The sequence below is a fragment of the Streptomyces bauhiniae genome (genome assembly GCF_004784475.1).
Lineage (GTDB): Bacteria > Actinomycetota > Actinomycetes > Streptomycetales > Streptomycetaceae > Streptomyces > Streptomyces seoulensis.
In genome coordinates this window covers 290219-310229 of sequence record NZ_SRRT01000004.1, presented here as the reverse complement: position 1 = coordinate 310229, position 20011 = coordinate 290219, and the positions used below count along the sequence as shown (strand labels likewise).

At 74.0% G+C, this 20011-nt stretch carries 17 protein-coding genes; 10 read left to right on the top strand and 7 right to left on the bottom strand.

What is annotated here, in order from left to right:
• Positions 1–3: 3 nt before the first annotated feature.
• Together E5083_RS15335 and E5083_RS15330 are read left to right on the top strand one after the other, a co-directional pair.
• Entirely contained in the window at positions 4–498 is a 495-nt protein-coding gene (locus E5083_RS15335) for a methylated-DNA--[protein]-cysteine S-methyltransferase (RefSeq protein WP_135786530.1), read from the top strand.
• 374 nt (positions 499–872) lie between these two features.
• Positions 873–2036, top strand: a complete 1164-nt coding sequence (locus E5083_RS15330; protein WP_135786246.1) for an SGNH/GDSL hydrolase family protein — start codon at positions 873–875, stop codon at positions 2034–2036.
• 6 nt (positions 2037–2042) lie between these two features.
• On the opposite strand, the gene E5083_RS15325 is transcribed toward E5083_RS15330, so the two are convergent.
• Entirely contained in the window at positions 2043–2525 is a 483-nt protein-coding gene (locus E5083_RS15325) for a DUF456 domain-containing protein (RefSeq protein ID WP_135786245.1), read from the bottom strand.
• 1099 nt (positions 2526–3624) lie between these two features.
• On the opposite strand from E5083_RS15325, the gene E5083_RS31700 reads away from it, so the two are divergent.
• The 3 genes from E5083_RS31700 (at position 3625) to E5083_RS15310 (ending at position 7235) form a co-directional block, all read left to right on the top strand.
• Positions 3625–4647, top strand: a complete 1023-nt coding sequence (locus E5083_RS31700) for a protein phosphatase 2C domain-containing protein (RefSeq protein WP_244317507.1) — start codon at positions 3625–3627, stop codon at positions 4645–4647.
• Between the two features lie 70 nt (positions 4648–4717).
• Positions 4718–6460, top strand: a complete 1743-nt coding sequence (locus E5083_RS15315) for a pyruvate dehydrogenase (protein WP_135786243.1) — start codon at positions 4718–4720, stop codon at positions 6458–6460.
• A gap of 331 nt (positions 6461–6791) precedes the next feature.
• The gene (locus E5083_RS15310) at positions 6792–7235 is read left to right on the top strand and encodes an ATP-binding protein (RefSeq protein ID WP_135786242.1); all 444 of its coding nucleotides are present in this window, start codon (positions 6792–6794) and stop codon (positions 7233–7235) included.
• 64 nt (positions 7236–7299) lie between these two features.
• On the opposite strand, the gene E5083_RS15305 is transcribed toward E5083_RS15310, so the two are convergent.
• Entirely contained in the window at positions 7300–8331 is a 1032-nt protein-coding gene (locus tag E5083_RS15305) for a DUF2637 domain-containing protein (RefSeq protein WP_135786241.1), read from the bottom strand.
• Between the two features lie 197 nt (positions 8332–8528).
• Positions 8529–9365 carry a (2Fe-2S)-binding protein gene (locus E5083_RS15300; RefSeq protein ID WP_135786240.1) on the bottom strand — a complete coding sequence of 279 codons (837 nt, stop codon included), beginning with the start codon at positions 9363–9365 and terminating at the stop codon, positions 8529–8531.
• A 178-nt stretch (positions 9366–9543) separates the two neighbouring features.
• Between E5083_RS15300 and E5083_RS15295 the strand changes: the two genes are divergently transcribed.
• Complete coding sequence (locus tag E5083_RS15295) at positions 9544–10329, top strand: GntR family transcriptional regulator (protein WP_135786239.1); 786 nt, start codon at positions 9544–9546, stop codon at positions 10327–10329.
• A gap of 15 nt (positions 10330–10344) precedes the next feature.
• Here the strand turns inward: E5083_RS15295 and E5083_RS15290 are convergent, their stop codons facing one another.
• Both E5083_RS15290 and E5083_RS15285 read right to left on the bottom strand, forming a co-directional pair.
• On the bottom strand, positions 10345–11112 hold the full coding sequence (locus tag E5083_RS15290) for a hypothetical protein (RefSeq protein WP_135786238.1): 768 nt from the start codon (positions 11110–11112) through the stop codon (positions 10345–10347).
• Between the two features lie 209 nt (positions 11113–11321).
• On the bottom strand, positions 11322–12995 hold the full coding sequence (locus tag E5083_RS15285; RefSeq protein ID WP_135786237.1) for a PucR family transcriptional regulator: 1674 nt from the start codon (positions 12993–12995) through the stop codon (positions 11322–11324).
• A gap of 283 nt (positions 12996–13278) precedes the next feature.
• Here E5083_RS15285 and E5083_RS15280 point away from each other — a divergent pair, with 283 nt between their 5' ends.
• The 4 genes from E5083_RS15280 to E5083_RS15265 are packed head-to-tail and all read left to right on the top strand — an operon-like array spanning position 13279 to position 18283.
• Entirely contained in the window at positions 13279–14172 is an 894-nt protein-coding gene (locus tag E5083_RS15280; RefSeq protein WP_135786529.1) for an FAD binding domain-containing protein, read from the top strand.
• Positions 14172–14723: a (2Fe-2S)-binding protein gene (locus E5083_RS15275; RefSeq protein ID WP_135786236.1), complete on the top strand. Its 552-nt coding sequence runs from the start codon at positions 14172–14174 to the stop codon at positions 14721–14723. The genes E5083_RS15280 and E5083_RS15275 overlap by 1 nt, the downstream gene beginning before the upstream one ends.
• A 1-nt stretch (position 14724) precedes the next feature.
• Entirely contained in the window at positions 14725–17118 is a 2394-nt protein-coding gene (gene pucD, locus E5083_RS15270; RefSeq protein ID WP_135786235.1) for a xanthine dehydrogenase subunit D, read from the top strand.
• A 25-nt stretch (positions 17119–17143) separates the two neighbouring features.
• Positions 17144–18283: an XdhC family protein gene (locus E5083_RS15265; RefSeq protein WP_135786234.1), complete on the top strand. Its 1140-nt coding sequence runs from the start codon at positions 17144–17146 to the stop codon at positions 18281–18283.
• Positions 18284–18319: 36 nt separating this feature from the next.
• On the opposite strand, the gene E5083_RS15260 is transcribed toward E5083_RS15265, so the two are convergent.
• On the bottom strand, positions 18320–18760 hold the full coding sequence (locus E5083_RS15260) for an SRPBCC family protein (protein ID WP_135786233.1): 441 nt from the start codon (positions 18758–18760) through the stop codon (positions 18320–18322).
• Positions 18761–18992: 232 nt separating this feature from the next.
• Positions 18993–19784, bottom strand: coding sequence for a S1 family peptidase (locus E5083_RS15255; protein ID WP_135786232.1), 792 nt, complete (start codon positions 19782–19784; stop codon positions 18993–18995).
• Between the last annotated feature and the right edge of the window lie 227 nt (positions 19785–20011).

The window sequence follows — 20011 nt, the reverse complement described above, 5'->3', positions numbered from 1 at the left end:
ATCATGGACAACCCCTACTGGACCGAACTGGCCTCCCCGGTCGGCCCCCTGCTGCTCACCGCCGACGCCGACGGCGCGCTGACCTCGGTCTCCGTACCCGGCCAGAAGGGCGGCCGGACCGTCCAGGAGGGCTGGCGGCACGACGCGGGACCCTTCCGGGAAGCCACCGAACAGCTCACCGCGTACTTCGCCGGAGACCTCAAGGAGTTCGACCTGCCGGTCCGTGTGCGGGGCACCGAGTTCCGCGAGCGGGTGTGGGGCGCCCTGGACGCCGTCCCCTACGGGGCCACCACCACGTACGGTGCGATCGCGGCCCAGGTCGGTGCTCCGCGTGCCGCGATCCGGGCGGTCGGGGGTGCGCTCGGTGCCAACCCCCTGCTGGTCGTCCGCGCCTGCCACCGGGTCATCGGGGCCGACGGCACGATGACGGGGTATGCGGGCGGGCTGGAGCGGAAGATGTGGCTGCTGCGGCTGGAGGGAGTGCTGGGGGGCGCGTAGCCTCTGCCCGTCCTGTCGCGGGCTGTTCGGTGCGTGGGGGGCTGCGGGCCGTCGTGGCTGGTCGCGCAGTTCCCCGCGCCCCTGGGTGGGGGTGGTGGAGGGCGGTTCGGGAGCTGGCGTCTGTTCGGTTGCCGGCTGTTCTGTGCGTGGGCGGCTGCGGGGCCGTCGTGGCTGGTCGCGCAGTTCCCCGCGCCCCTGGGTAGCCGCAGCACAAGTTGGTCAGAGGCGCGGGTGAGCTGACCGGGCCCACCCGACCGGCTGGGCCGAGCGGGTGGGCCCGCGGTGCGGGTGCCCCGGCCCCGGCACGCCCGTGTGACACCGTCGCCTGGGGTGGCCCGGACATCCGGACGGGCCCGGTGCGGAAAGGGGCGGACATGGGCGGTGCCGTACGGTTCCTGGCGGTCCTGCTGCTTCTGCTCACCCCCGCACCGGCCTGGGCCGCCGCCGGTGACCAGCCCTGGACCGGCACCTGGGAGGCCGCCCCCTCCGGCACCGCCCCCGCTCTGCCCGGCGCCGCGATCCGCAACGTCGTCCACCTCAGCGTCGGCGGCCACGAGCTGCGGGTACGGGTCACCAACCGGCTCGGCACCACCCCGCTGCACCTCGGCGCGGTCACCGTCGCCCTGCGGCAGGGTCAGGGCCCGGACGCCGTACCCGGCACCCTGCGCACCGCCACCTTCCGGCGTGCCACCAGCGCCACGGTCCCGCCCGGCCGGGACCTGCTCACCGACCCGGTCCGGCTCACCGTCCCGGCCGCCGCCGATCTCCTGGTCACCGTCCTCACCCCGGACGACTCCGGCCCCGCCACCCAGCACGGCACCGCCCTCCAGACAAGCTGGGTCGCACTGGTCGGCGCCGGGCACGCGGCCGACGAGGACGGGTCGGCGTACCGCACCCCGATCAGCAACTGGTACTACGTCGCCGGGGTCGACGTACGCGGCGTCGCCACCGCCAGCGTCGTCGCCTTCGGCGACTCGCTCACCGACGGCCACGGCTCCACCCACGACGCCAACCACCGCTGGCCCGACCTGCTGGCCGAGCGCCACCGCCGCCTCGGCGTCCTCAACGCGGGCATCGGCGGCAACCGCCTGCTGCGCGACGGCACCGGCCCCGGCGCGCTCGCCCGGCTCGACGTGGACGCGCTGGACCGTGCCGGGGTCCGCTTCCTCGTCGTCTTCGAGGGCGTCAACGACATCAACGGCAGCCCCACCGCCGACGACGTCAGCGCCTACGCCGACGCCTACCGCACCCTCGTCGCCCGCGCCCACGCCCGGCACCTGCGAGTCGTGGGCGTCACCCTCACCCCGTACGGCGGCTACCCGGCCCACACGGCGGCCCGCGAGAAGGTACGACAGGGGGTCAACGAGTTCATCCGCACCGGCGGCGCCTTCGACGCGGTCTGCGACGCGGACGCGGCGCTGCGCGATCCGGCCGACCCGGTACGGCTGCTGCCGCGCTACGACCCCGGCGACCATCTGCACTTCGACGACGACGGGATGCGGGCGGTCGCCGACTGTGTGAGCCGCGTGCTGCTGTGAACGGGGTCAGCCCCAGACCACCGCGCCCAGCCATGCCGCCGCGATCAGCAGGCAGGCGAAGAGTTCCGTGAACACGCTGGAGCCGCCCGAGCGCATCGCCGTACGCAGCGCGGCCATCGCCTCGCCGTGGCTGCCGAGGCGGAGCCGTTCGCCGAGGTAGATCCCGCCCATGAAGCCGGGCAACGCGCCCACCACCGGCAGCAGCACGAAGCCGACGAGCGCGCCGACGCCCGCGTACACCGCCATCCGGGGCGTCGCGCCGCTCGCGCGCAGCCGGCGCGCGGGCAGCGTCCAGCGGACGACGTGCGCCAGCAGCAGCACGACGGTCGCGCCGACCAGGAGGGCCCAGGCCAGGCCGGACGGGTTCGTCAGCGACCACCACAGGACACCGGCCCACACCAGCCACGAACCCGGCACCCCGGGCACCAGCACTCCGCACAGGCCGAGCGCGATCACCAGGCCGACCAGCAGGAGTTCCCACGCTCCCATCTGCCCAGCGTGCCCGAGCCCGGACGGAACCGCAGATTACGTACGGCCGTTCGCCCTGTCCCTCGATGCGCTGGGCGAGGAGGGCCGGATTTCGCCGATGCCCCGTTTCCGCGCGGCCCGCGTGGTGACAATTACCGGCATGAGTCAGCAGGGGGGCGGGCCCACTCGCCAGGACGACGACTGGTGGGGGCAGCTCTACGACGAAACGGCCGAGGACACCGGACCGGCACCGGCCCCGGATTCCCTGGACGACCGCTACGCCTCGGCGAAGCGCACGATGGGGCGGGGGCCTGGCGGCGCGGAGGACCGGGGCCCGGCGCAGGGGGGTTCACCGCCCCTGCCGGACCGGAGAACCGACGGCCCGGCCCCCGGGGAACGCCCGCCGTTTCCGGCCCAGCGGGACGCCGAGCCGCCTGCCGGGGGAGGGGCGCCGCTGGATGCCCCGGGCGGGCGCACCCCGCCGGTCGGACCGGCTGCCCCTCCGTTCCCGCCTCCCGTGCCGGACGCCCGGCGGACCCCGGCCGCCTCGGAGCCGCCGGTCCCGCCTTCCGCGCCGCCGCCCGCCTCGCCTCCTGTGCCGGACGTGCGGCAGCCCCCGCCCGCCGGGTCGTCTGCCGGTCCGGTGGTGCCGGGCACGCCTCCCGTACCGGATGCGGGGCCGCCCCCGCCTGTCCCTCCCAGGAGGGACGCCCCGGCCCCGCCGACCGCGCCCCCTGCGCCGGACCCCCGGCGAGTGGCGCCCGCTGTCCCCACGGAGCCGCCCGCTCCCGAATGGTCAGCGGGGCGGACGCCGGTACCGCCGAGCGCCCCGTACCCACAGCCGGGCGGACCTCCCGCCGTCCCGCCCAGTGCCCCGGAGACACCGGCAGGCCGCGCCCCGGTTACGCCCGCCGCCCCCGGCTCCGAGTCGGACCGGCCTCCCACCGTCCCACCGAGCGCCCCGTACCCACAGCCGGGCGAACCTCCCGTGGTCCCGCCGAGCGCCCCGGACACACCGGCAGCCCGCACCTCCGTTTCGCCGACCGCCCCGGCCCCCCCGCCGCACCGACCTCCCGCCGCCCCAGACCCCCAGCCCGGCCGACCCCCCGCCGTCCCGCCCATGCCCGGCTGGCCAGCACCCGCTGCGGAGCAGCCCCCCGGCCCCGGCGCCCCCCGAGGCCCCGTCGTCACCGGCGTAGCCCACTTCACGCCAGCCGCGCCCCCCAGCCCCGACTACGTCGGCTCCCGGCCGCCCACCTACGCGCCCGAGCCCACCGCGCTGCCCGCCGCCGATCCCGAGGAACTCGGGGAGCTGGTGCCGGACACCGTGCTGGAGGGGGCGCGGTACGGGGCGTGCACCTTGCGGGCGGTGTCGTTGCGGGGGGACTCCGCGCGGTACCGGGGGGAGGCGCGGCGGGACGCGCTGCTGGTGGCGCGGTTCGGGGCGGGGGAGCAGGCGCTGGTGCTGGTGGCGATGGCGACCGGCGCGCGGGCCGCGCCCGGCGCGCACCGGGCGGCCGCCGAGGCGTGCCGGTGGACCGGGCAGGCGTTGGGACGCAGCCACGAACGGCTGGTCGAGGACCTGCGCGCAGACCGGCGCGGCGACCTCAAGTCCGGCCTGAACCGCCTCACCGACCGCACCCTCGGCAAACTCCGCGCCGCCTCCGGCGAGCCCACCGCGAGCCTGCGCTGTCTGCTGCTGCCCGCCGACCCCGACTGCCGCACCCGTGTGTTCTTCGGCGCCGGTGAGGGCGGCCTGTTCCGGCTGCGGGACGGCGAGTGGCGGTCCCTCGAACCAGCCGTACCAGCCGTACCGGCCGCACCGGGCGAGGGCACCCCCGACGGCGACCGCCTCACGATGGACCTCGGTATCCCGGTCCCGCCGAGCCCGTACGAGCCCGCCGAGCCGCCGCAGACGCCGTTCCGGTTCCGGGCCGCCATAGCCCGGCCGGGTGATGTGCTGATGATGTGCACCTCCGGCCTCGCGGACCCGCTGCGCGGCGAGGCGTCGCTGCGGGCGTTCCTGGGCCGCCGCTGGTCGCGCGCCGCCGCGCCCGGTCTCGCCGGGTTCCTCGCGGACACGCAGACGAGGGTGAAGGGGTACGCCGACGACCGTACGGCCGCCGCCGTTTGGGAGGCGTAACCGGGGCCCCTGTGACTTGATGGAAGCGCAGGGGCATATCCCAGGGACCGCGAAGGGGCGGACGAGCGTCATGGCCAAACAGAACGTCGCCGAACAGTTCGTCGACATCCTCGCCCGCGCCGGCGTGCGCCGTATGTACGGCGTCGTCGGCGACAGCCTCAACCCGGTCGTGGACGCCGTGCGCCGCAACGCCGCGATCGACTGGGTGCATGTGCGGCACGAGGAGGTCGCCGCCTTCGCGGCCGGCGCCGAGGCGCAGATCACCGGCAAGCTCACCGCGTGCGCGGGTTCCTGCGGCCCCGGCAACCTGCACCTGATCAACGGCCTCTACGACGCCCACCGCTCCATGGCGCCCGTACTGGCGCTCGCCTCCCACATCCCGTCCAGCGAGATCGGCCTCTCCTACTTCCAGGCGACGCACCCGGAGCGGCTGTTCGAGGAGTGCAGCCACTACAGCGAGATGATCTCCAACCCGCAGCAGATGCCCCGGCTGCTCCAGACCGCCATCCAGCACGCCATCGGCCAGCGCGGCGTCAGTGTGGTCACGCTGCCCGGCGACGTCGCCGACCTGCCCGCGCCCGACCAGTCCTTCGAGAGCGCCCTGGTCACCTCCCGGCCCACGATCCGCCCCGGCGACGCCGAGATCGACCGCCTGGTGGAGATGATCGACCAGGCCGACAAGGTCACCCTGTTCTGCGGCGCGGGCACGGCGGGCGCGCACGCCGAGGTGATGGAGTTCGCGGGCCGGATCAAGTCCCCGGTGGGCCATGCCCTGCGCGGCAAGGAGTGGATTCAGTACGACAACCCGTTCGACGTCGGCATGAGCGGGCTGCTCGGTTACGGCGCCGCCTACGAGGCCACCCACGAGTGCGAGCTGCTGATCCTGGTCGGCACCGACTTCCCGTACAACGCGTTCCTCCCGGACGACGTGAAGATCGCGCAGATCGACGTACGGCCCGAGGTCATCGGCCGGCGGTCCCGGCTGGACCTCGCGGTGTGGGGGGACGTCCGCGAGACGCTGCGGTGTCTGATCCCGCGGGTGCGGGAGAAGACCGACCGGCGCTTCCTGGACAAGATGCTCAAGAAACACGCCGACGCGCTGGAGGGCGTGGTCAAGGCGTACACCCGCAAGGTGGACAAGCACGTCCCCATCCATCCCGAGTATGTGGCGTCCGTGCTGGACGAGTTGGCGGACGACGACGCGATCTTCACCGTCGACACCGGCATGAACAACGTCTGGGCCGCCCGCTACATCTCGCCCAACGGCCGCCGCAGGATCATCGGTTCGTTCTCGCACGGCTCGATGGCCAACGCGATGCCGATGGCCATCGGCGCCCAGCTCGTGGACCGCGACCGGCAGGTCGTCGCCATGGCCGGTGACGGCGGATTCACCATGCTGATGGGCGACTTCCTGACCCTGGTGCAGCAGGATCTGCCGGTCAAGCTCGTGCTGTTCAACAACTCCGCGCTCGGCATGGTGGAGTTGGAGATGCTTGTGGCGGGCCTGCCGTCGTACGGCACCACCGACGTGAACCCCGACTTCGCCGAAGTCGCCCGCGCCTGCGGGGTGTTCGGGGTGCGGGTGGAGAAGCCCAAGCAGTTGGCCGGTGCGCTGAAGGACGCCTTCAGGCACAAGGGACCGGCGCTGGTGGATGTGGTCACCGACCCCAACGCCCTCTCGATCCCGCCGAAGATCAAGGCCGACATGGTCACCGGGTTCGCGCTGTCCGCCTCGAAGATCGTGCTGGACGGCGGCGTCGGCCGGATGCTCCAGATGGCCCGCTCCAACATCCGCAACGTCCCCCGGCCCTGAACTCGCCCCGGAAAGCGGTGATTTCCGGTCAGTTTCACCGCGAGTGACCGATTGGGGGCGCACGGTGCGCGCACGGGCCCGCAGGAGCCCTCAGACGGCTCCTGCGGCGTCTTTCGGCCGCCTCGGCGCTTTCCGTACGCGTGTCCAGACGGCCGGTGGGCCGCCCGTACGGCCGCCATGCGTGGCCGAAGACCCGGCGGTCGGGCGGCGGCCATGACTGGCCGTTGGTCCACTGGGCAACCATCCGTCGTGGACGCGGTCGACCAGGAGGGGGAGGGCCGGCGACGTGTGGGCGGGGGTCATGACGAAGCAGGCGCGAGGGGGCGGTCCCATGACGGTGGGGGCCACTCCGGCGGACACGGGGGACGGCGAGACCGGCGGCACACGTGAGGCGCACCGGCTCAGACGCGAGCTGGCGCGGGCCGACCTCGCGGCGGTGCCCGCGGCGCGGCGCGAACTGCGCGCCCTGTTACGGCACTGGGACCGGCCCGACCGGTCCGACATAGCGGAACTGCTCACCAGCGAACTCGTCACCAACGCCCTGGTGCACACCGACGACGACGCGGTCCTCACCGTCGTCGTCTCCCCGCGCGGACTCCGCGTGGAGGTACGGGACTTCATGGCCCGAGGGCCTCTGATGCGCACGCCCACCCCGGACGAGGACACGGGCGGCCGGGGCCTGGTCCTGGTGCGCTCCCTCGCGGACGCCTGGGGGGTACGGGCGCACGCGGTGGGCAAGTCGGTCTGGTTCGAACTGGGTTCGGCGGCCGCATAGATACGACGGCGGGGTGGGGACGCGCTCCTGACGAATCGCGTCCCCACCCCGTCGCCGCTCGGACTCAGCCGAACTGCTGCTCCAGGTCCTTCAGTTTGCGCTCCAGCGAGTCGAGCCGGGGGAGCGCCATCGTGTCGTCCTCCGCGGTGAGGTCGACGGTGACCGGTTCCCCCCGGACCGACTGCAGCGAGGGCCGTGGGCGGGCGGTCAGCTTCTCCGCCGCTATGGCCGGCTCCCCGGTCGCCGGGGCGGCGGCGCGGTCCATCTGCACCTCCACCGTCCGCGCGGGCGTCCGGCTCACGAAGCCCCGGGCACCCCGGCTCAGCGCCTTCAACTGGGCCCGCTCCACGCGCTGTTGGTCGCGCCGGCGCTGACGGGCCTCGGTCTTCTCCCGCTTGTCGTCACGCACCTCCTCGACCGCCTCGTCCAGGCTGCGCACCCCCTCCAGGAGCATGAGCGACCAGGCCCCGTAGGTCTCGCGCGGTGCCCGCAGCCAGCGGACGATGCGGATCTGGGGCAACGGGCGCGGCACCAGGCCCTGTTCGCGCAGAGCGGCCCGGCGGGTCTGCTTCAGCGCCCGGTCGAACAGCACCGCCGCCGACAGGGACATGCCGGAGAAGAACTGCGGCGCCCCGTCGTGGCCGATCCCCCGGGGCGCGTGCACCCAGTTGAACCAGGCCGCGGCGGCGGCGAACATCCACACCAGCATCCGGGAACCCAGCGCGGCGTCGCCGTGGCTGGCCTCGCGCACGGCGAGGACCGAGCAGAACATGGCCGCGCCGTCCAGGCCGAACGGCACCAGGTACTGCCAGCCGTCGGTGAGGCCGAGGTTCTGCTCGCCGAAGCCGACCAGGCCGTGGAAGGAGAGGGCCGCCGCCACCGCGGCGCAGCAGAACAGCAGGACGTACGAGGCGGTGCCGTAGACCGCCTCCTTGCGCCTGCGGCGCTCCTCGCTGCGTTCCCAGGAGTCGTCCGCACCCGCCTTCTCCCCGGAGGAGCGCTTGCCGCGCGCGAGCACCGTGATCGCCGCCGGTACACCCAGGAGCAGCACGGCGCCCGGAAGCAGCCAGTTCAGCGATATGTCGGTCATTCGCATCAGGGGTCCCTTGCCTTGGGATAGGGCGTATCGCCCGTCATAGTGACCCATTCCCGGCGCCCGGCCGGGGATTTCGAGGCAACGGTCCTTCAAAGGGGCACGGGGGCGGCGCGATGATGCCGTTCTGCTCGAACTGTGTGCTGCGAAGGGGTAGTTGAGTTCGATTTCCGCCGCTCGAACGAGTGGTTCCGGCTCGCTCAGGCCGCCGCGGCCGCCGTCAGCTTGGCGACGCGGTCGCTGTCGCAGGTGCGGGGGCAGGTGGCACAGGTGTCCTCGGGGCGCAGCGTGTAGAACATGCAGCAGCTCACCCGGTCGCGGGTGGCCAGCGGGGCGCCGTCCGGACCGGTCAGCTCGCGGAACGCGGCCGAGCCCGCGTACGGACGGGTGGTGCCCGGCAGCAGCAGCTCCAGCTCGCGCATCGCGCGCCGCTCCTCGCCCTCGCCGAAGAGGGAGGCGAGGTACCACAGGCCCTCGACGATCTCGTCCGTCGCCATGCCCCACAGCGCGCGGCCGCGCCGCCGCATGCGCGGGCCGAAACCGCCGAGCACCGGTTCGAGGTGCTCGGCGACGGCCGCGCGCACCTCGGCGCGCAGCGCCTCCTCGTCGGCCACCACGACCGCCTCGGGCAGCCCGGCCGCCGGGTCGTCCGGCAGGCAGGCGAAGGTGCCCGGCCGTACGGTCATCCGGCCCTCGGTGCGGTGGTAGGCGACGTGGGCCGCGGGCAGCCGGGGGACCCGGCGGTGCAGGAACCAGGGGACGGTGATCAGGAGGCAGGCGGGCCAGGCGTAGCGGTGCAGGCCGAAGCCGGCGATGACGTCCGGGCGGGCGCGCTGCCCGTAGTCCCGCAGCACCTGGGCGTCGTCCCAGGCGAGGAAGGAGTCGAGCTGGGCGCCGCCCGCGGCGAGTCCGTCGGCGGTGACCCAGCCGTCGCCCGAGGGCAGTGCCGGACCCTCGTGAAGGGTCACGCTCAGTCCCGGATAGACCTCGCCGAGCCGGGCGTACGCTGCGGTGAGCGGCGAGGCCGTAGCGAGCATGGCGGGACCACCGATCCTTCGAACATGGGGGCGGGCGTACAGGTAAGGCTAACCTTACCCATCTTTCCGGGAATTTGAAGAGGCGCCTCCTGCGCCTAAGGTGCTTGACGGACATGTGACGGTCCGTCGTCCGTGTCCGGGGCCGGTCCCCGGCCGCCGAACAGCCCGAGGAGGACCCGTGAAGCAGGGCCTGCACGACGTCTCCGGTACGGGGCTGCCCCGGCACGCCGCCCAGCCCGCCGAGCGGGTCCCCGCCCAGTCCCGCGAGCGGGCCGACGGCACCCCGGCGGTACGGGGTGAGCACACGCACAGCGAGCCCCCGCTGCCCCAGCCCCGTGCGGTCGTGCAGCGGGCCTCGGTGCGGGGGCAGATCCTCGACGCGCTGCGCTCCGCGCTGACCACCGGCGAACTGTGCCCCGGCGAGGTCTATTCGGCGCCGGTGCTCGGTGAACGGTTCGGGGTCTCCGCCACCCCGGTCCGCGAGGCCATGCAGCAGCTCGCGCTGGAGGGCGCCGTCGAGGTCGTCCCCAACCGGGGGTTCCGGGTCGTGCAACGCGGGGCCCGCGAGCTGGCCGAGCTGGCAGAGGTACGGGCGCTGCTCGAGGTCCCCGTCCTGCTGCGGCTGGCCGGCACCGTCCCGGCGGCCCGCTTCGCCGAGCTGCGCCCGCTCGCCGAGGACACCGCCCGCGCGGCCGGCGCCGGCTGCCCGGCCCGTTACGCCGAGGCCGACCGCGCCTTCCACCGCGCCCTGCTCGCCCTCGCGGGCAACGAACAGCTCCTCCGCATCGCCGAGGACCTCCACCGCCGCGCCCAGTGGCCCCTCGCCACCACCCCGCCCCGCCAGCACCGCGCGGTCCTCCTCCGCGACGCCGCCCAGCACACCGCCCTGCTGGACGCGTTGGCCTGCGGCGACGTGGACCTGGTGGGGGACCTGGTGGCGGAACACTTCGCGCAGCGGGACTAGGGAACCGCGGTCCCCTCAGGCCGTGGCCGCCCCCGGTGCCGGTGGGCTCAGGTGCTCCGCCAGCCACGTAGGAAGCCCGCCCAGGAGGCGGAAGAGGCGGCCGGCCTCCTCGCGCAGCCGCGTCGCCTCGGGTTCGGGTTCTGTCTCGGCGAGGGAGACCAGGGCGGGGGCCGTGCCGATCAGGTAGCCGAGGTCTTCCCGGAGGCGGAGGGATTCCGCGAAGCCGTGCCGGGCCTCGGCCAGTTCGCCTTCACGGAGGGCCAGTTGGGCGAGGTGGCGCCAGGTGCAGGAGAGCAGGAGCGGGTCGGACTGGGCGGTGGCGCCCGCGTGGGCCCGGCGGTAGGCGGCGCGGGCGGCCTGCGGGGAGTGGGTCAGGTTCTCGGCGAGCAGGCCCCGGCGGAAGTCCAGCAGGGCCCGCCCCGGAGCCCCCGGCGGGATCAGCGCGGCGGCCCGGCCGAGCGCGGCCCGCGCCTCGTCGGCCCGGTCCCGTACGCGGTGCAGCGTGGAGGTGTAGGCCAGCCGGCCCCGCTCGCAGGCGGCCGCCCCGCGCTCCTCGTCGCTGTGGGCCCGCGCCTCGGCGGTGCGCAGCGCGTCCTCCGCCGCCTCCCAGCCCCGCTCGGTGTACAGGCACCGCTCCACCAGCAGCGCGGCCCGCTGGAGGGTCGCGCGGGGGGTGTCCGTGGGCAGGAGGGCCGCCGCGTCGGCCCAGCAGGCCCGGGAGCGCAGCCGCCACACCGCGGTCTGGAGCGGATCGTCATCGGCGGTCGTTCCGTCACCAGACATGGCGGGATGCGCCACGTTGCCCTCCCCGAGCACGCCGTCGAGCTGTTGAGTGCGTGCATTCCAGCACCGATCACCGGGCCGGGCCAAGAGGGTGGGTGAAACTTTTCACAAAGTTGCGGACCGGGGGCCGAACGGCCGTCCCGTGGCGCCGGAAGATCGAATTCGCTCCCCGGCGCCGACCGCCGCTGATCACACCGGTGCGGCGGTGCTCAGCTCATCCGCAGGGCGAGGAAGAAGTCCAGCTTGTCCTCCAGCCGGGACAGGTCCCGGCCCGTCAACTGCTCGATCCGCCCCACCCGGTACCGCAGCGTGTTGACGTGCAGATGCAGCCGGCTCGCGCACCGCGTCCACGAGCCGTCGCTGTCGAGGAACGCCTCCAGGGTCGGGATCAGCTCGGCCCGGTGGCGGCGGTCGTACTCGGTGAGCGGGTCCAGCAGCCGGGCGGTGAAGGCGCGCCGCACGTCGTCCGGGACGAACGGCAGCAGCAGGACGTGCGAGGCCAGCTCCTGGTGCCCCGCCGCGCACACCCGGCCGGGCCGGGCCGCGGCGACCCGGCGGGCGTGCCGGGCCTCCTCCAGCGCCCCGCGCAGCCCCTCCGCCGAGTGCACGGCGGCGGACACGCCGAGGGTGAGCCGTCCGTCGCCCTCCAGCCCCGCCGACAGCGCCTCGCGCACCGAGCGCAGCAGCGCGTCGGCCTGCAGTCCGGCCTCGGAGCCGTCGTGCTCGGCGGAGACGGCCGGCAGCGGCACCAGCGCCACGGCCTCGTCCCCGGTGTGCGCGACGGCGACCCGGTCGGCCGGTTCCGGGCCGGTGGCCAGCGGGTCGACGAGGACCTCCTCCAGCAGCGACTGGGCGACCGGCCCGCCCGCGACCGCGCCGTCCTCCCACTCCACACGGGCCACCACGACCTGCCAGTGCGGCGCCGCCCCGAGCCCCGGCAGCAGCACCGGTGCGGCGACCCTGAGGCGCGCCGCGATCTCGGCGGGCGCGGCCCCGCTCTGCACCAGCTCCAGCACCTCCTGGGCGAGCCGGCGCCGTACCGTACGGGCGGCGTCGCGCCGGTCCCGTTCGACGGCGATGAGCTGGGTGACGCCCCGGAGCAGGTCGAGCCGCTCCTCGGGCCAGTCGGCGGCGTCCGCCTCGACGGCCAGCAGCCAGTCCGACAGCACGGTCTCCCGTACGTCCGGCACCGCCTGCGGCGCGCGGCCGGAGGAGCGGACCGGGAACAGGGAGTACGTGACACCGTCGAGCTGCACCCGGTGCGGCCCGCGCCGCCCGGTGCGTACGGCGGTGAGGTGCTCGGCGGCGAGCCGGGCGCAGGTCTCCGGCGGCAGCGCCGGGCCCGCGACCTTGGAACCCGCGATCAGGCGGCCGGTGGGGGAGAGCACCCAGGCGCGCAGGTCGAGGTCGCTGCCGAGCAGGTCGAGGACCACGTCGGGGCCGCCGCCCGCCGGGCCGGAGGTCATCATGCGCCGGTGCCGGTCCACCACGGCGGCGAGGTCACCGGCGCGCTCACCGGAGACCTGGCGCACCACGTGCTCGGTGATGGTGGCGAAGGCCACCGACTCGTCCACGGCCAGCAGCGGCATCCGGTGCTGGGCGCAGGCCACCACCAGGTCCTCGGGTATGTCCCCCAGCTCGGCCTCCCCGGCCGCCAGGGCGGTGACCCCGGCCTGCACCAGGAGGCGGACGAACGGCTCGGAGTCACCGGCGTCCCGGCGCCAGGCCAGGCCGGTGAGGACCAGCTCGCCGCCGGACAGGTACCGGCTCGGGTCGCGCAGGTCGGTCGTCATGACCCCGCGCACCGTACGGTCCAGTTCGTCCTCGCCGCCGAGCAGCCGCAGCCCCAGCGCATCGGTGTCCAGCAGTGCGCGCAGCCGCATCTCGTCGCCGCCGTTCTGTGTCGAAACTCTTCGTGATCTGGATGGGTGACGGAGGCGGAGCCGGCGCGGGGCGCGCGGGCCGTGCCCCGCACCTGCGGTGTCTCCTGTGTTTCCGGAGGAAAACGGAGGGGTTGCCGAGGGCCTTCGTTCATACGAATCTACAAGATGACCGCCGTGGCCAGCCAACTCCTTCGGGTTTTCGGTGACTGACACCGTTGGAAGAAGGACCGGTGTACTGACTTCACGACCCCCGTGTCATGAGACGGAAGAAGAGAGCCGGGCCATGGAATTCCTTCGCCCCGCAAGCTGGCAGGAGGCGCTCGCCGCGAAGGCCGAGCACCCCACCGCCGTGCCGATCGCCGGGGGCACCGATGTGATGGTGGAGATCAACTTCGACCACCGCCGCCCCACCCACCTCCTGGACCTCACCCGCATCGGCGAGCTGACCGAGTGGGAGACCGGCGCGGACTCCGTACGCCTGGGCGCCTCTGTCCCGTACGCCCGGATCATGCGGCACCTGCGTGCCGAGCTGCCCGGTCTCGCGCTCGCCGCGCACACCGTCGCCTCGCCGCAGATCCGCAACCGGGGCGGGGTCGGCGGCAACCTCGGCACCGCCTCGCCCGCCGGGGACGCCCACCCGGCGCTGCTCGCGGCCGGGGCGGAGGTCGAGGCCGAGTCGGCGGCGCGCGGCACCCGGCTCATCCCCGTCGACGCCTTCTACACCGGGGTCAAGCGCAACGCCCTGGAGCCCGACGAGCTGATCCGCGCCGTCCGCATCGCCAAGGCGGACGGACCCCAGCAGTACTCCAAGGTCGGCACCCGCAACGCCATGGTCATCGCGGTGTGCGCCTTCGGTCTCGCCCTGCACCCCGAGACGCGGACCGTGCGTACCGGCATCGGCTCCGCCGCGCCCACACCGATCCGGGCCGAGGTCGCGGAGCAGTTCCTCAACTCGGCCTTGGAGGAAGGCGGGTTCTGGGAGAGTGGGCAGATCGTCGCGCCCTCGGCCGTGAAGCAGTTCGCCGCCCTGTGCGCCGCCGCCTGCAACCCCATCGACGATGTGCGCGGCACCGCCGACTACCGGCGGCACGCGATCGGCGTGCTGGCCCGCCGCACGCTGATGTGGGCCTGGGAGTCGTACCGGGGCGGGCGCCGAGCCACCGAAGGAGCCGCGTGATGCGCGTCAGTCTGACCGTCAACGGACGCCCGCAGCAGGCCGACGACGTCTGGGAGGGCGAGTCCCTGCTCTACGTGCTGCGCGAACGGCTCGGGCTGCCCGGCGCCAAGAACGCCTGCGAACAGGGCGAGTGCGGCTCCTGCACCGTCCGCCTCGACGGCGAGCTGGTCTGCTCCTGCCTGGTCGCGGCGGGCCAGGCCGAGGGCCGCGAGGTCGTTACCGTCGAGGGCCTGGCCGACCACGCCGAAGCGCGCCGCACCACCGCGCCCGGCGTCGGCCTCGACGAGGCCCGGCGCTGGCAGCCGGTGCCGGGGGAGGGAACCCAACTCGCGCCGATCCAGCAGGCGTTCATCGACGCCGGTGCCGTCCAGTGCGGCTTCTGCACCCCCGGCCTGCTGGTCGCCGCCGACGACCTGCTGGAGCAGAACCCGGAGCCCACCGACGCCGACATCCGCGAGGCGCTCTCCGGCAACCTGTGCCGCTGCACCGGCTACGAGAAGATCATGGACGCGGTCCGCCTGGCGGCCGCCCGGCAGGCAGAGGAGGTCTGACATGCCCGCACCCGGACCGGCCGGCGTCCCCACGAAGATCACCCAGGGCGCCCAGGCGGCGGGCGGCATCGGCGAGTCCACGCTCCGCCCGGACGGCATCCTCAAGGTCACCGGCGAGTTCGCCTACTCCTCCGACCTGTGGCACGAGGACATGCTCTGGGGCCACCTGCTGCGCTCCACCGTCGCCCACGCCGAGATCGTGAGCATCGACGTCTCCGAGGCCCTCGCCCTGCCCGGCGTGCACGCCGTCCTGACCTACGACGACCTGCCCGCCGACGTGCGCCATTACGGCCTGGAGATCCAGGACACCCCGGTCCTCGCCCACGGCAAGGTCCGCCACCACGGCGAACCCGTCGCCGCGGTCGCCGCCGACCACCCCGAGACCGCCCGCCGGGCCGCCGCCAAGATCCGCGTCGAGTACCGCGAACTGCCCGTCATCACCGACGAGTTCTCCGCCACCGCCCCCGACGCGGTCCTGGTCCACGAGGGCCGCACCGACCACCACGCGCCCTACGTGACGCACCCCAACATCCTGCACCGCCAGCCCATCGTGCGCGGCGACGCGGCCTCGGCCGCCGAGCGGGCCGATGTGATCGTGCGCGGCGAGTACACCTTCGGCATGCAGGACCAGGCGTTCCTCGGCCCCGAGTCCGGGCTCGCGGTGCCCGAGGAGGACGGCGGGGTCCACCTCTACATCGCCACCCAGTGGCTCCACTCCGACCTGCGCCAGATCGCCCCCGTCCTCGGCCTGCCCGAGGACAAGGTCCGCATGACGCTGGCCGGGGTCGGCGGCGCGTTCGGCGGCCGCGAGGACCTGTCGATGCAGATCCACGCCTGCCTGCTGGCCCTGCGCACCGGCCGGCCGGTGAAGATCGTCTATGACCGGTTCGAGTCCTTCTTCGGTCATGTCCACCGCCACCCGGCCAAGCTGACCTACGAGCACGGCGCGACCCGGGACGGCCTGCTCACCCATGTGAAGTGCCGGATCGTCCTGGACGGCGGCGCCTACGCCTCCGCGTCCCCGGCCGTCGTCGGCAACGCCGCCTCCCTCGGCATCGGCCCGTACAACGTCGACGACGTCGACATCGAGGCCGTCGCGCTCTACACCAACAACCCGCCCTGCGGGGCGATGCGCGGCTTCGGCGCGGTGCAGGCGTGCTTCGCCTACGAGGCCCAGATGGACAAGCTGGCGGGGGAACTCGGCCTGGACCCGGTCGAGTTCCGGCAGCGCAACGCGATGGAGCAGGGCAGTACCCTGCCCACCGGACAGGTGGTGGACTCGCCCGCGCCGGTCGCCGAACTCCTGCGCCGGGTCAAGGCGATGCCCATGCCGCCCGAGCGCCAGTGGGAGTCCAGCGAGGGCGCCGACGTACGGCAGTTGCCCGGCGGTCTCTCCAACACCACCCACGGCGAAGGGGTGGTGCGCGGGGTCGGATACGCGGTCGGCATCAAGAACGTCGGTTTCTCCGAGGGGTTCGACGACTACTCCACCGCGCGTGTCCGCATGGAGGTCGTGGCCGGGGAACCGGTCGCCGTCGTGCACACCGCGATGGCGGAGGTCGGCCAGGGCGGGGTCACCGTGCACGCGCAGATCGCCCGCACCGAACTCGGCGTGGAGAAGGTCACCATCCAGCCCGCCGACACCCGTGTGGGCAGCGCCGGTTCGACCTCCGCCTCCCGGCAGACCTACGTCACCGGCGGCGCCGTCCGCAACGCCTGCGCGCTGGTGCGGGAGCGGGTGCTGGAGATCGGGCGCCGCAAGTTCGGTACGTACCACCCCGCTTGGGCCACCGCCGAACTCCTGCTGGAGCGGGGCAAGGTGGTCACCGACGGGGGCGAGGTGCTCGCCGACCTCGCCGACGTGCTGGAGGGGGAGAGCGTCGAGATCGAGCGGGAGTGGCGGCACCGGCCGACCCAGCCCTTCGACCGGCGCACCGGCCAGGGCAACGGCCATGTGCAGTACTCCTTCGCCGCGCACCGCGCCGTGGTCGAGGTCGACACCGAACTGGGCCTGGTCAAGGTGGTCGAGCTGGCCTGCGCCCAGGACGTCGGCAAGGCCCTCAACCCGCTCTCCGTGCTCGGCCAGATCCAGGGCGGCACCGTGCAGGGGCTCGGGGTCGCGGTGATGGAGGAGATCCTGGTGGACCCGGTGACGGCGAAGGTGCGCAACCCGTCCTTCACCGACTACCTGATCCCGACCATCCTCGACACCCCGACCATCCCGGTCGACGTCCTCGAACTCGCCGACCACCACGCCCCCTACGGGCTGCGGGGCGTCGGCGAGGCCCCCACCCTCTCGTCCACCCCGGCGGTGCTCGCCGCCATCCGCGCCGCGACCGGCCTCGAGCTGAACCGCACCCCGGTCCGGCCCGAACACCTCACCGGCACGGCATGAGAGCGACGCGTCAGGAGGCCGCCGGATGCTGGACATCGCCGAGGAACTGAACGTCTGGGCCGCCGAGGGCCGTGACTTCGCGGTCGCCACCGTGGTCGCCGTCAGCGGCAGCGCCCCCCGCCGCCCGGGCGCCGCCCTGGCGGTCGACGCCGGGGGGACGGCCGTCGGCTCGGTCTCCGGCGGCTGCGTGGAGGGCGCGGTGTACGAGCTGTGCCAACAGGCGCTCGCGGACGGCCGGCCCGTACTGGAACGCTTCGGGTACGACGACGAGGACGGCCTGGGCGTCGGGCTGACCTGCGGCGGAGCCATCGACGTGCTGGTGGTGCCGGTCCGCGCGAGCAGCCGGCACCGCCCGGTGCTCGCCGAAGCACTGGCCGCCGCTTCCAGTGGCCGGGCCGTAGCTCTCGCCCGGATCACGGCGGGCCCGCCCGAACTGCTCGGCGGCGCACTCCTGGTCGACGGTGACGGCACCCCGCACGGCGGCTTCGGCGGCCACCCCGATCTCGACCGTACGATCGCCGCCGAGGCCGCCGCCTTCCTGGACACCGGCCGCACCGGCACCGCGGAGGTGGGCGCACGCGGCGCCCGCTGCGGGACCCCGGTCACCGTGCTGATCGAGTCCGCCGTGCCGCCGCCCCGGATGATCGTGTTCGGCGCCGTCGACTTCGCGGCCGCGCTGGTCCGGGTCGGCAAGTTCCTCGGCCACCACGTCACGGTGTGCGATGCCCGCCCGGTGTTCACCACCCGCGCCCGGTTCCCGGAGGCCGATGAGGTGGTCGTCGACTGGCCGCACCGCTACCTCGAGCGCACCGCCACCGACGCCCGTACGGTGCTGTGCGTCCTCACCCACGACCCCAAGTTCGACGTACCGCTGCTGCGGCTGGCCCTCGGTCTGCCCGTCGCCTACGTCGGTGCGATGGGCTCCCGGCGCACCCACCTCGACCGGCTGGAGCGGCTGCGGGAGGCGGGCGTCACGGACCGCCAACTCGCCCGGCTGCGCTCGCCGATCGGGCTCGACCTCGGCGCCCGTACCCCGGAGGAGACGGCGCTGTCCATCGCGGCGGAGATCGTCGCCGCCCGGCGCGGCGGCACCGGCATCTCCCTGACCGGCGCCCACACCCCGATCCACCACGACCTCCCCCTGAGGGTGGGCTCGCCCGCCTGAGCGGGCGCGCTTCCTGGCCGACCGGGCTTCGCCGGCTCACTCCCGCCTGAGCACCCCGTTCACCACGCGGCCGAACATCCACTGTGCCGCGCTCGTCACCACCCCGTCCAAGGCGTGGGGCAGGAAGGACACGCGGAGTTCCTCCCGCCACACCACGCGGGCCCGCCCGCCGGGACCCGGCCGTACCTCGATCTCCGCCCAGCCGAGCACCACCCGGCCGCGCTTCTCCAGCCGGCACAGCCCCGGTTCGCCGTCCAGCGGAGGGCGCCACACGGTGATGTCCATCGGGTCGTCGAATTGCAGCGGGCCGACACCCGTACGGGCGAGGATGCGGGAGCCCACGCCGGTCGGCGGGGGTGTCACCACCGTCATCCGGGTGAGCGGCACCAGGTCCCCGTGCCGGGGCCAGTCGGTGATCCGGCGCCATGCCTCGGCGAGCGAGAGGGGGACGGTGCGTTCGAGCGTGAAGAGAGACACGCCTCGATCGTAGGGAATCGCCGTCCGTCACCTGGGGGTTCACCCCGGCGGGTCACCTGCCCGGCGGATGGACCGGAGTGCCACCGGCGCACGCGGAACCGCACGCGCCCATGGGTACGCCCCCGGGGGAATCGTCTGGGGGCGTTGGATAGGGAGGCGCTGCGGGCCGCTCGTGGTGGCTCGCAGCGCCCCCCTGGTCATGCACCCGAGCAGGCTCGGGAAATCTTCCGGGTCAGGAGTTGACCTGCGTGGTCACCAGGCTGGAGAAGGTGGTCAGCCGGGTGTAGACACCCGGGTAACCGGCCTCCGCGCAGCCCTCGCCCCAGGAAGTGATCCCTGCCAGGACGCCCCCGATGATCAGGGGACCGCCGCTGTCGCCCTGGCAGGTGTCGACGCCACCGGAGGTGAGTCCGGCGCAGACCATGTCGGACTGGACGAAGTCCGAACCGTAGGAGCTACGGCAGCTCGAGTCGGACACGGTGGGCACCGTCGCGGTCCGAAGCTGGTTGGAGGAGTTGCCGTTCTCCGAGGTGGTGCCCCAGCCGAGGATGCGGGCCGTGGTGCCGGCCGCGTAGACACTCGTCTGGGAGGAGGAGACGTAGGACACCGGGGTGTACGGCATCGACGTCGACAGGGTCAGCACGGCCACGTCGTCGCCGCGGGTGGCGTCGGTGTAGTCCGGGTTGATCCAGATCTTGCTGACGCGGCTCACCGTGCCGTTGGTGCCGTTGAGGTAGGTGCGGCCACCGACCACGCGGACGCTGCTCGTCGACTCGCCGACCATGCAGTGGGCCGCCGTGACCACCTTCTTGGCGGACACCAGGGTGCCGCCGCAGAACTGGTTGCCGGACGCGTCCGTGATCTGCATGACGTACGGGTACGCGGTCGTGGTGGTGGTCGTGCCGCCCACGATGGGCTGGGGCGCGGCGCTCGCCGCGGGGGCGGCCACGAGCGCGGTCGCCGCGGCGGCGGCGGTCGCCAGCACGGTCACGGCGGTCTTTCTGGCACGTCTGAGCCCGAACATGAGTCTCCTCAGTGGGGGTTGCCGGTGGGGGTCGCGCGGGTGTGGGGGTGGAGCACGGGACGGGGCACCCCCGACTCCGGTGGAGCGGAGAGGGGCGGGATTCCGAACCCGTGTGCCCGGCGAGCGGCACGCCCCTCACGCTAGGACCCGGAACTCCCGCCTCCCAATGAGGGAACCCCCTAGGGGGTCGGGGGAGGGAAAACCCTCGGTCCGGCTCAGTTAACCGG

Coding starts and splice junctions, on each gene's coding strand:
- E5083_RS15335 (WP_135786530.1), top strand. CDS start 4: ATGGACAACCCCTACTGGACCGAACTGGCCTCCCCGGTCGGCCCCCTG.
- E5083_RS15330 (WP_135786246.1), top strand. CDS start 873: ATGGGCGGTGCCGTACGGTTCCTGGCGGTCCTGCTGCTTCTGCTCACC.
- E5083_RS15325 (WP_135786245.1), bottom strand. CDS start 2,525: ATGGGAGCGTGGGAACTCCTGCTGGTCGGCCTGGTGATCGCGCTCGGC.
- E5083_RS31700 (WP_244317507.1), top strand. CDS start 3,625: ATGCCCGGCTGGCCAGCACCCGCTGCGGAGCAGCCCCCCGGCCCCGGC.
- E5083_RS15315 (WP_135786243.1), top strand. CDS start 4,718: ATGGCCAAACAGAACGTCGCCGAACAGTTCGTCGACATCCTCGCCCGC.
- E5083_RS15310 (WP_135786242.1), top strand. CDS start 6,792: ATGACGGTGGGGGCCACTCCGGCGGACACGGGGGACGGCGAGACCGGC.
- E5083_RS15305 (WP_135786241.1), bottom strand. CDS start 8,331: ATGCGAATGACCGACATATCGCTGAACTGGCTGCTTCCGGGCGCCGTG.
- E5083_RS15300 (WP_135786240.1), bottom strand. CDS start 9,365: ATGCTCGCTACGGCCTCGCCGCTCACCGCAGCGTACGCCCGGCTCGGC.
- E5083_RS15290 (WP_135786238.1), bottom strand. CDS start 11,112: ATGTCTGGTGACGGAACGACCGCCGATGACGATCCGCTCCAGACCGCG.
- E5083_RS15285 (WP_135786237.1), bottom strand. CDS start 12,995: ATGCGGCTGCGCGCACTGCTGGACACCGATGCGCTGGGGCTGCGGCTG.
- E5083_RS15280 (WP_135786529.1), top strand. CDS start 13,279: ATGGAATTCCTTCGCCCCGCAAGCTGGCAGGAGGCGCTCGCCGCGAAG.
- E5083_RS15275 (WP_135786236.1), top strand. CDS start 14,172: ATGCGCGTCAGTCTGACCGTCAACGGACGCCCGCAGCAGGCCGACGAC.
- pucD (WP_135786235.1), top strand. CDS start 14,725: ATGCCCGCACCCGGACCGGCCGGCGTCCCCACGAAGATCACCCAGGGC.
- E5083_RS15265 (WP_135786234.1), top strand. CDS start 17,144: ATGCTGGACATCGCCGAGGAACTGAACGTCTGGGCCGCCGAGGGCCGT.
- E5083_RS15255 (WP_135786232.1), bottom strand. CDS start 19,784: ATGTTCGGGCTCAGACGTGCCAGAAAGACCGCCGTGACCGTGCTGGCG.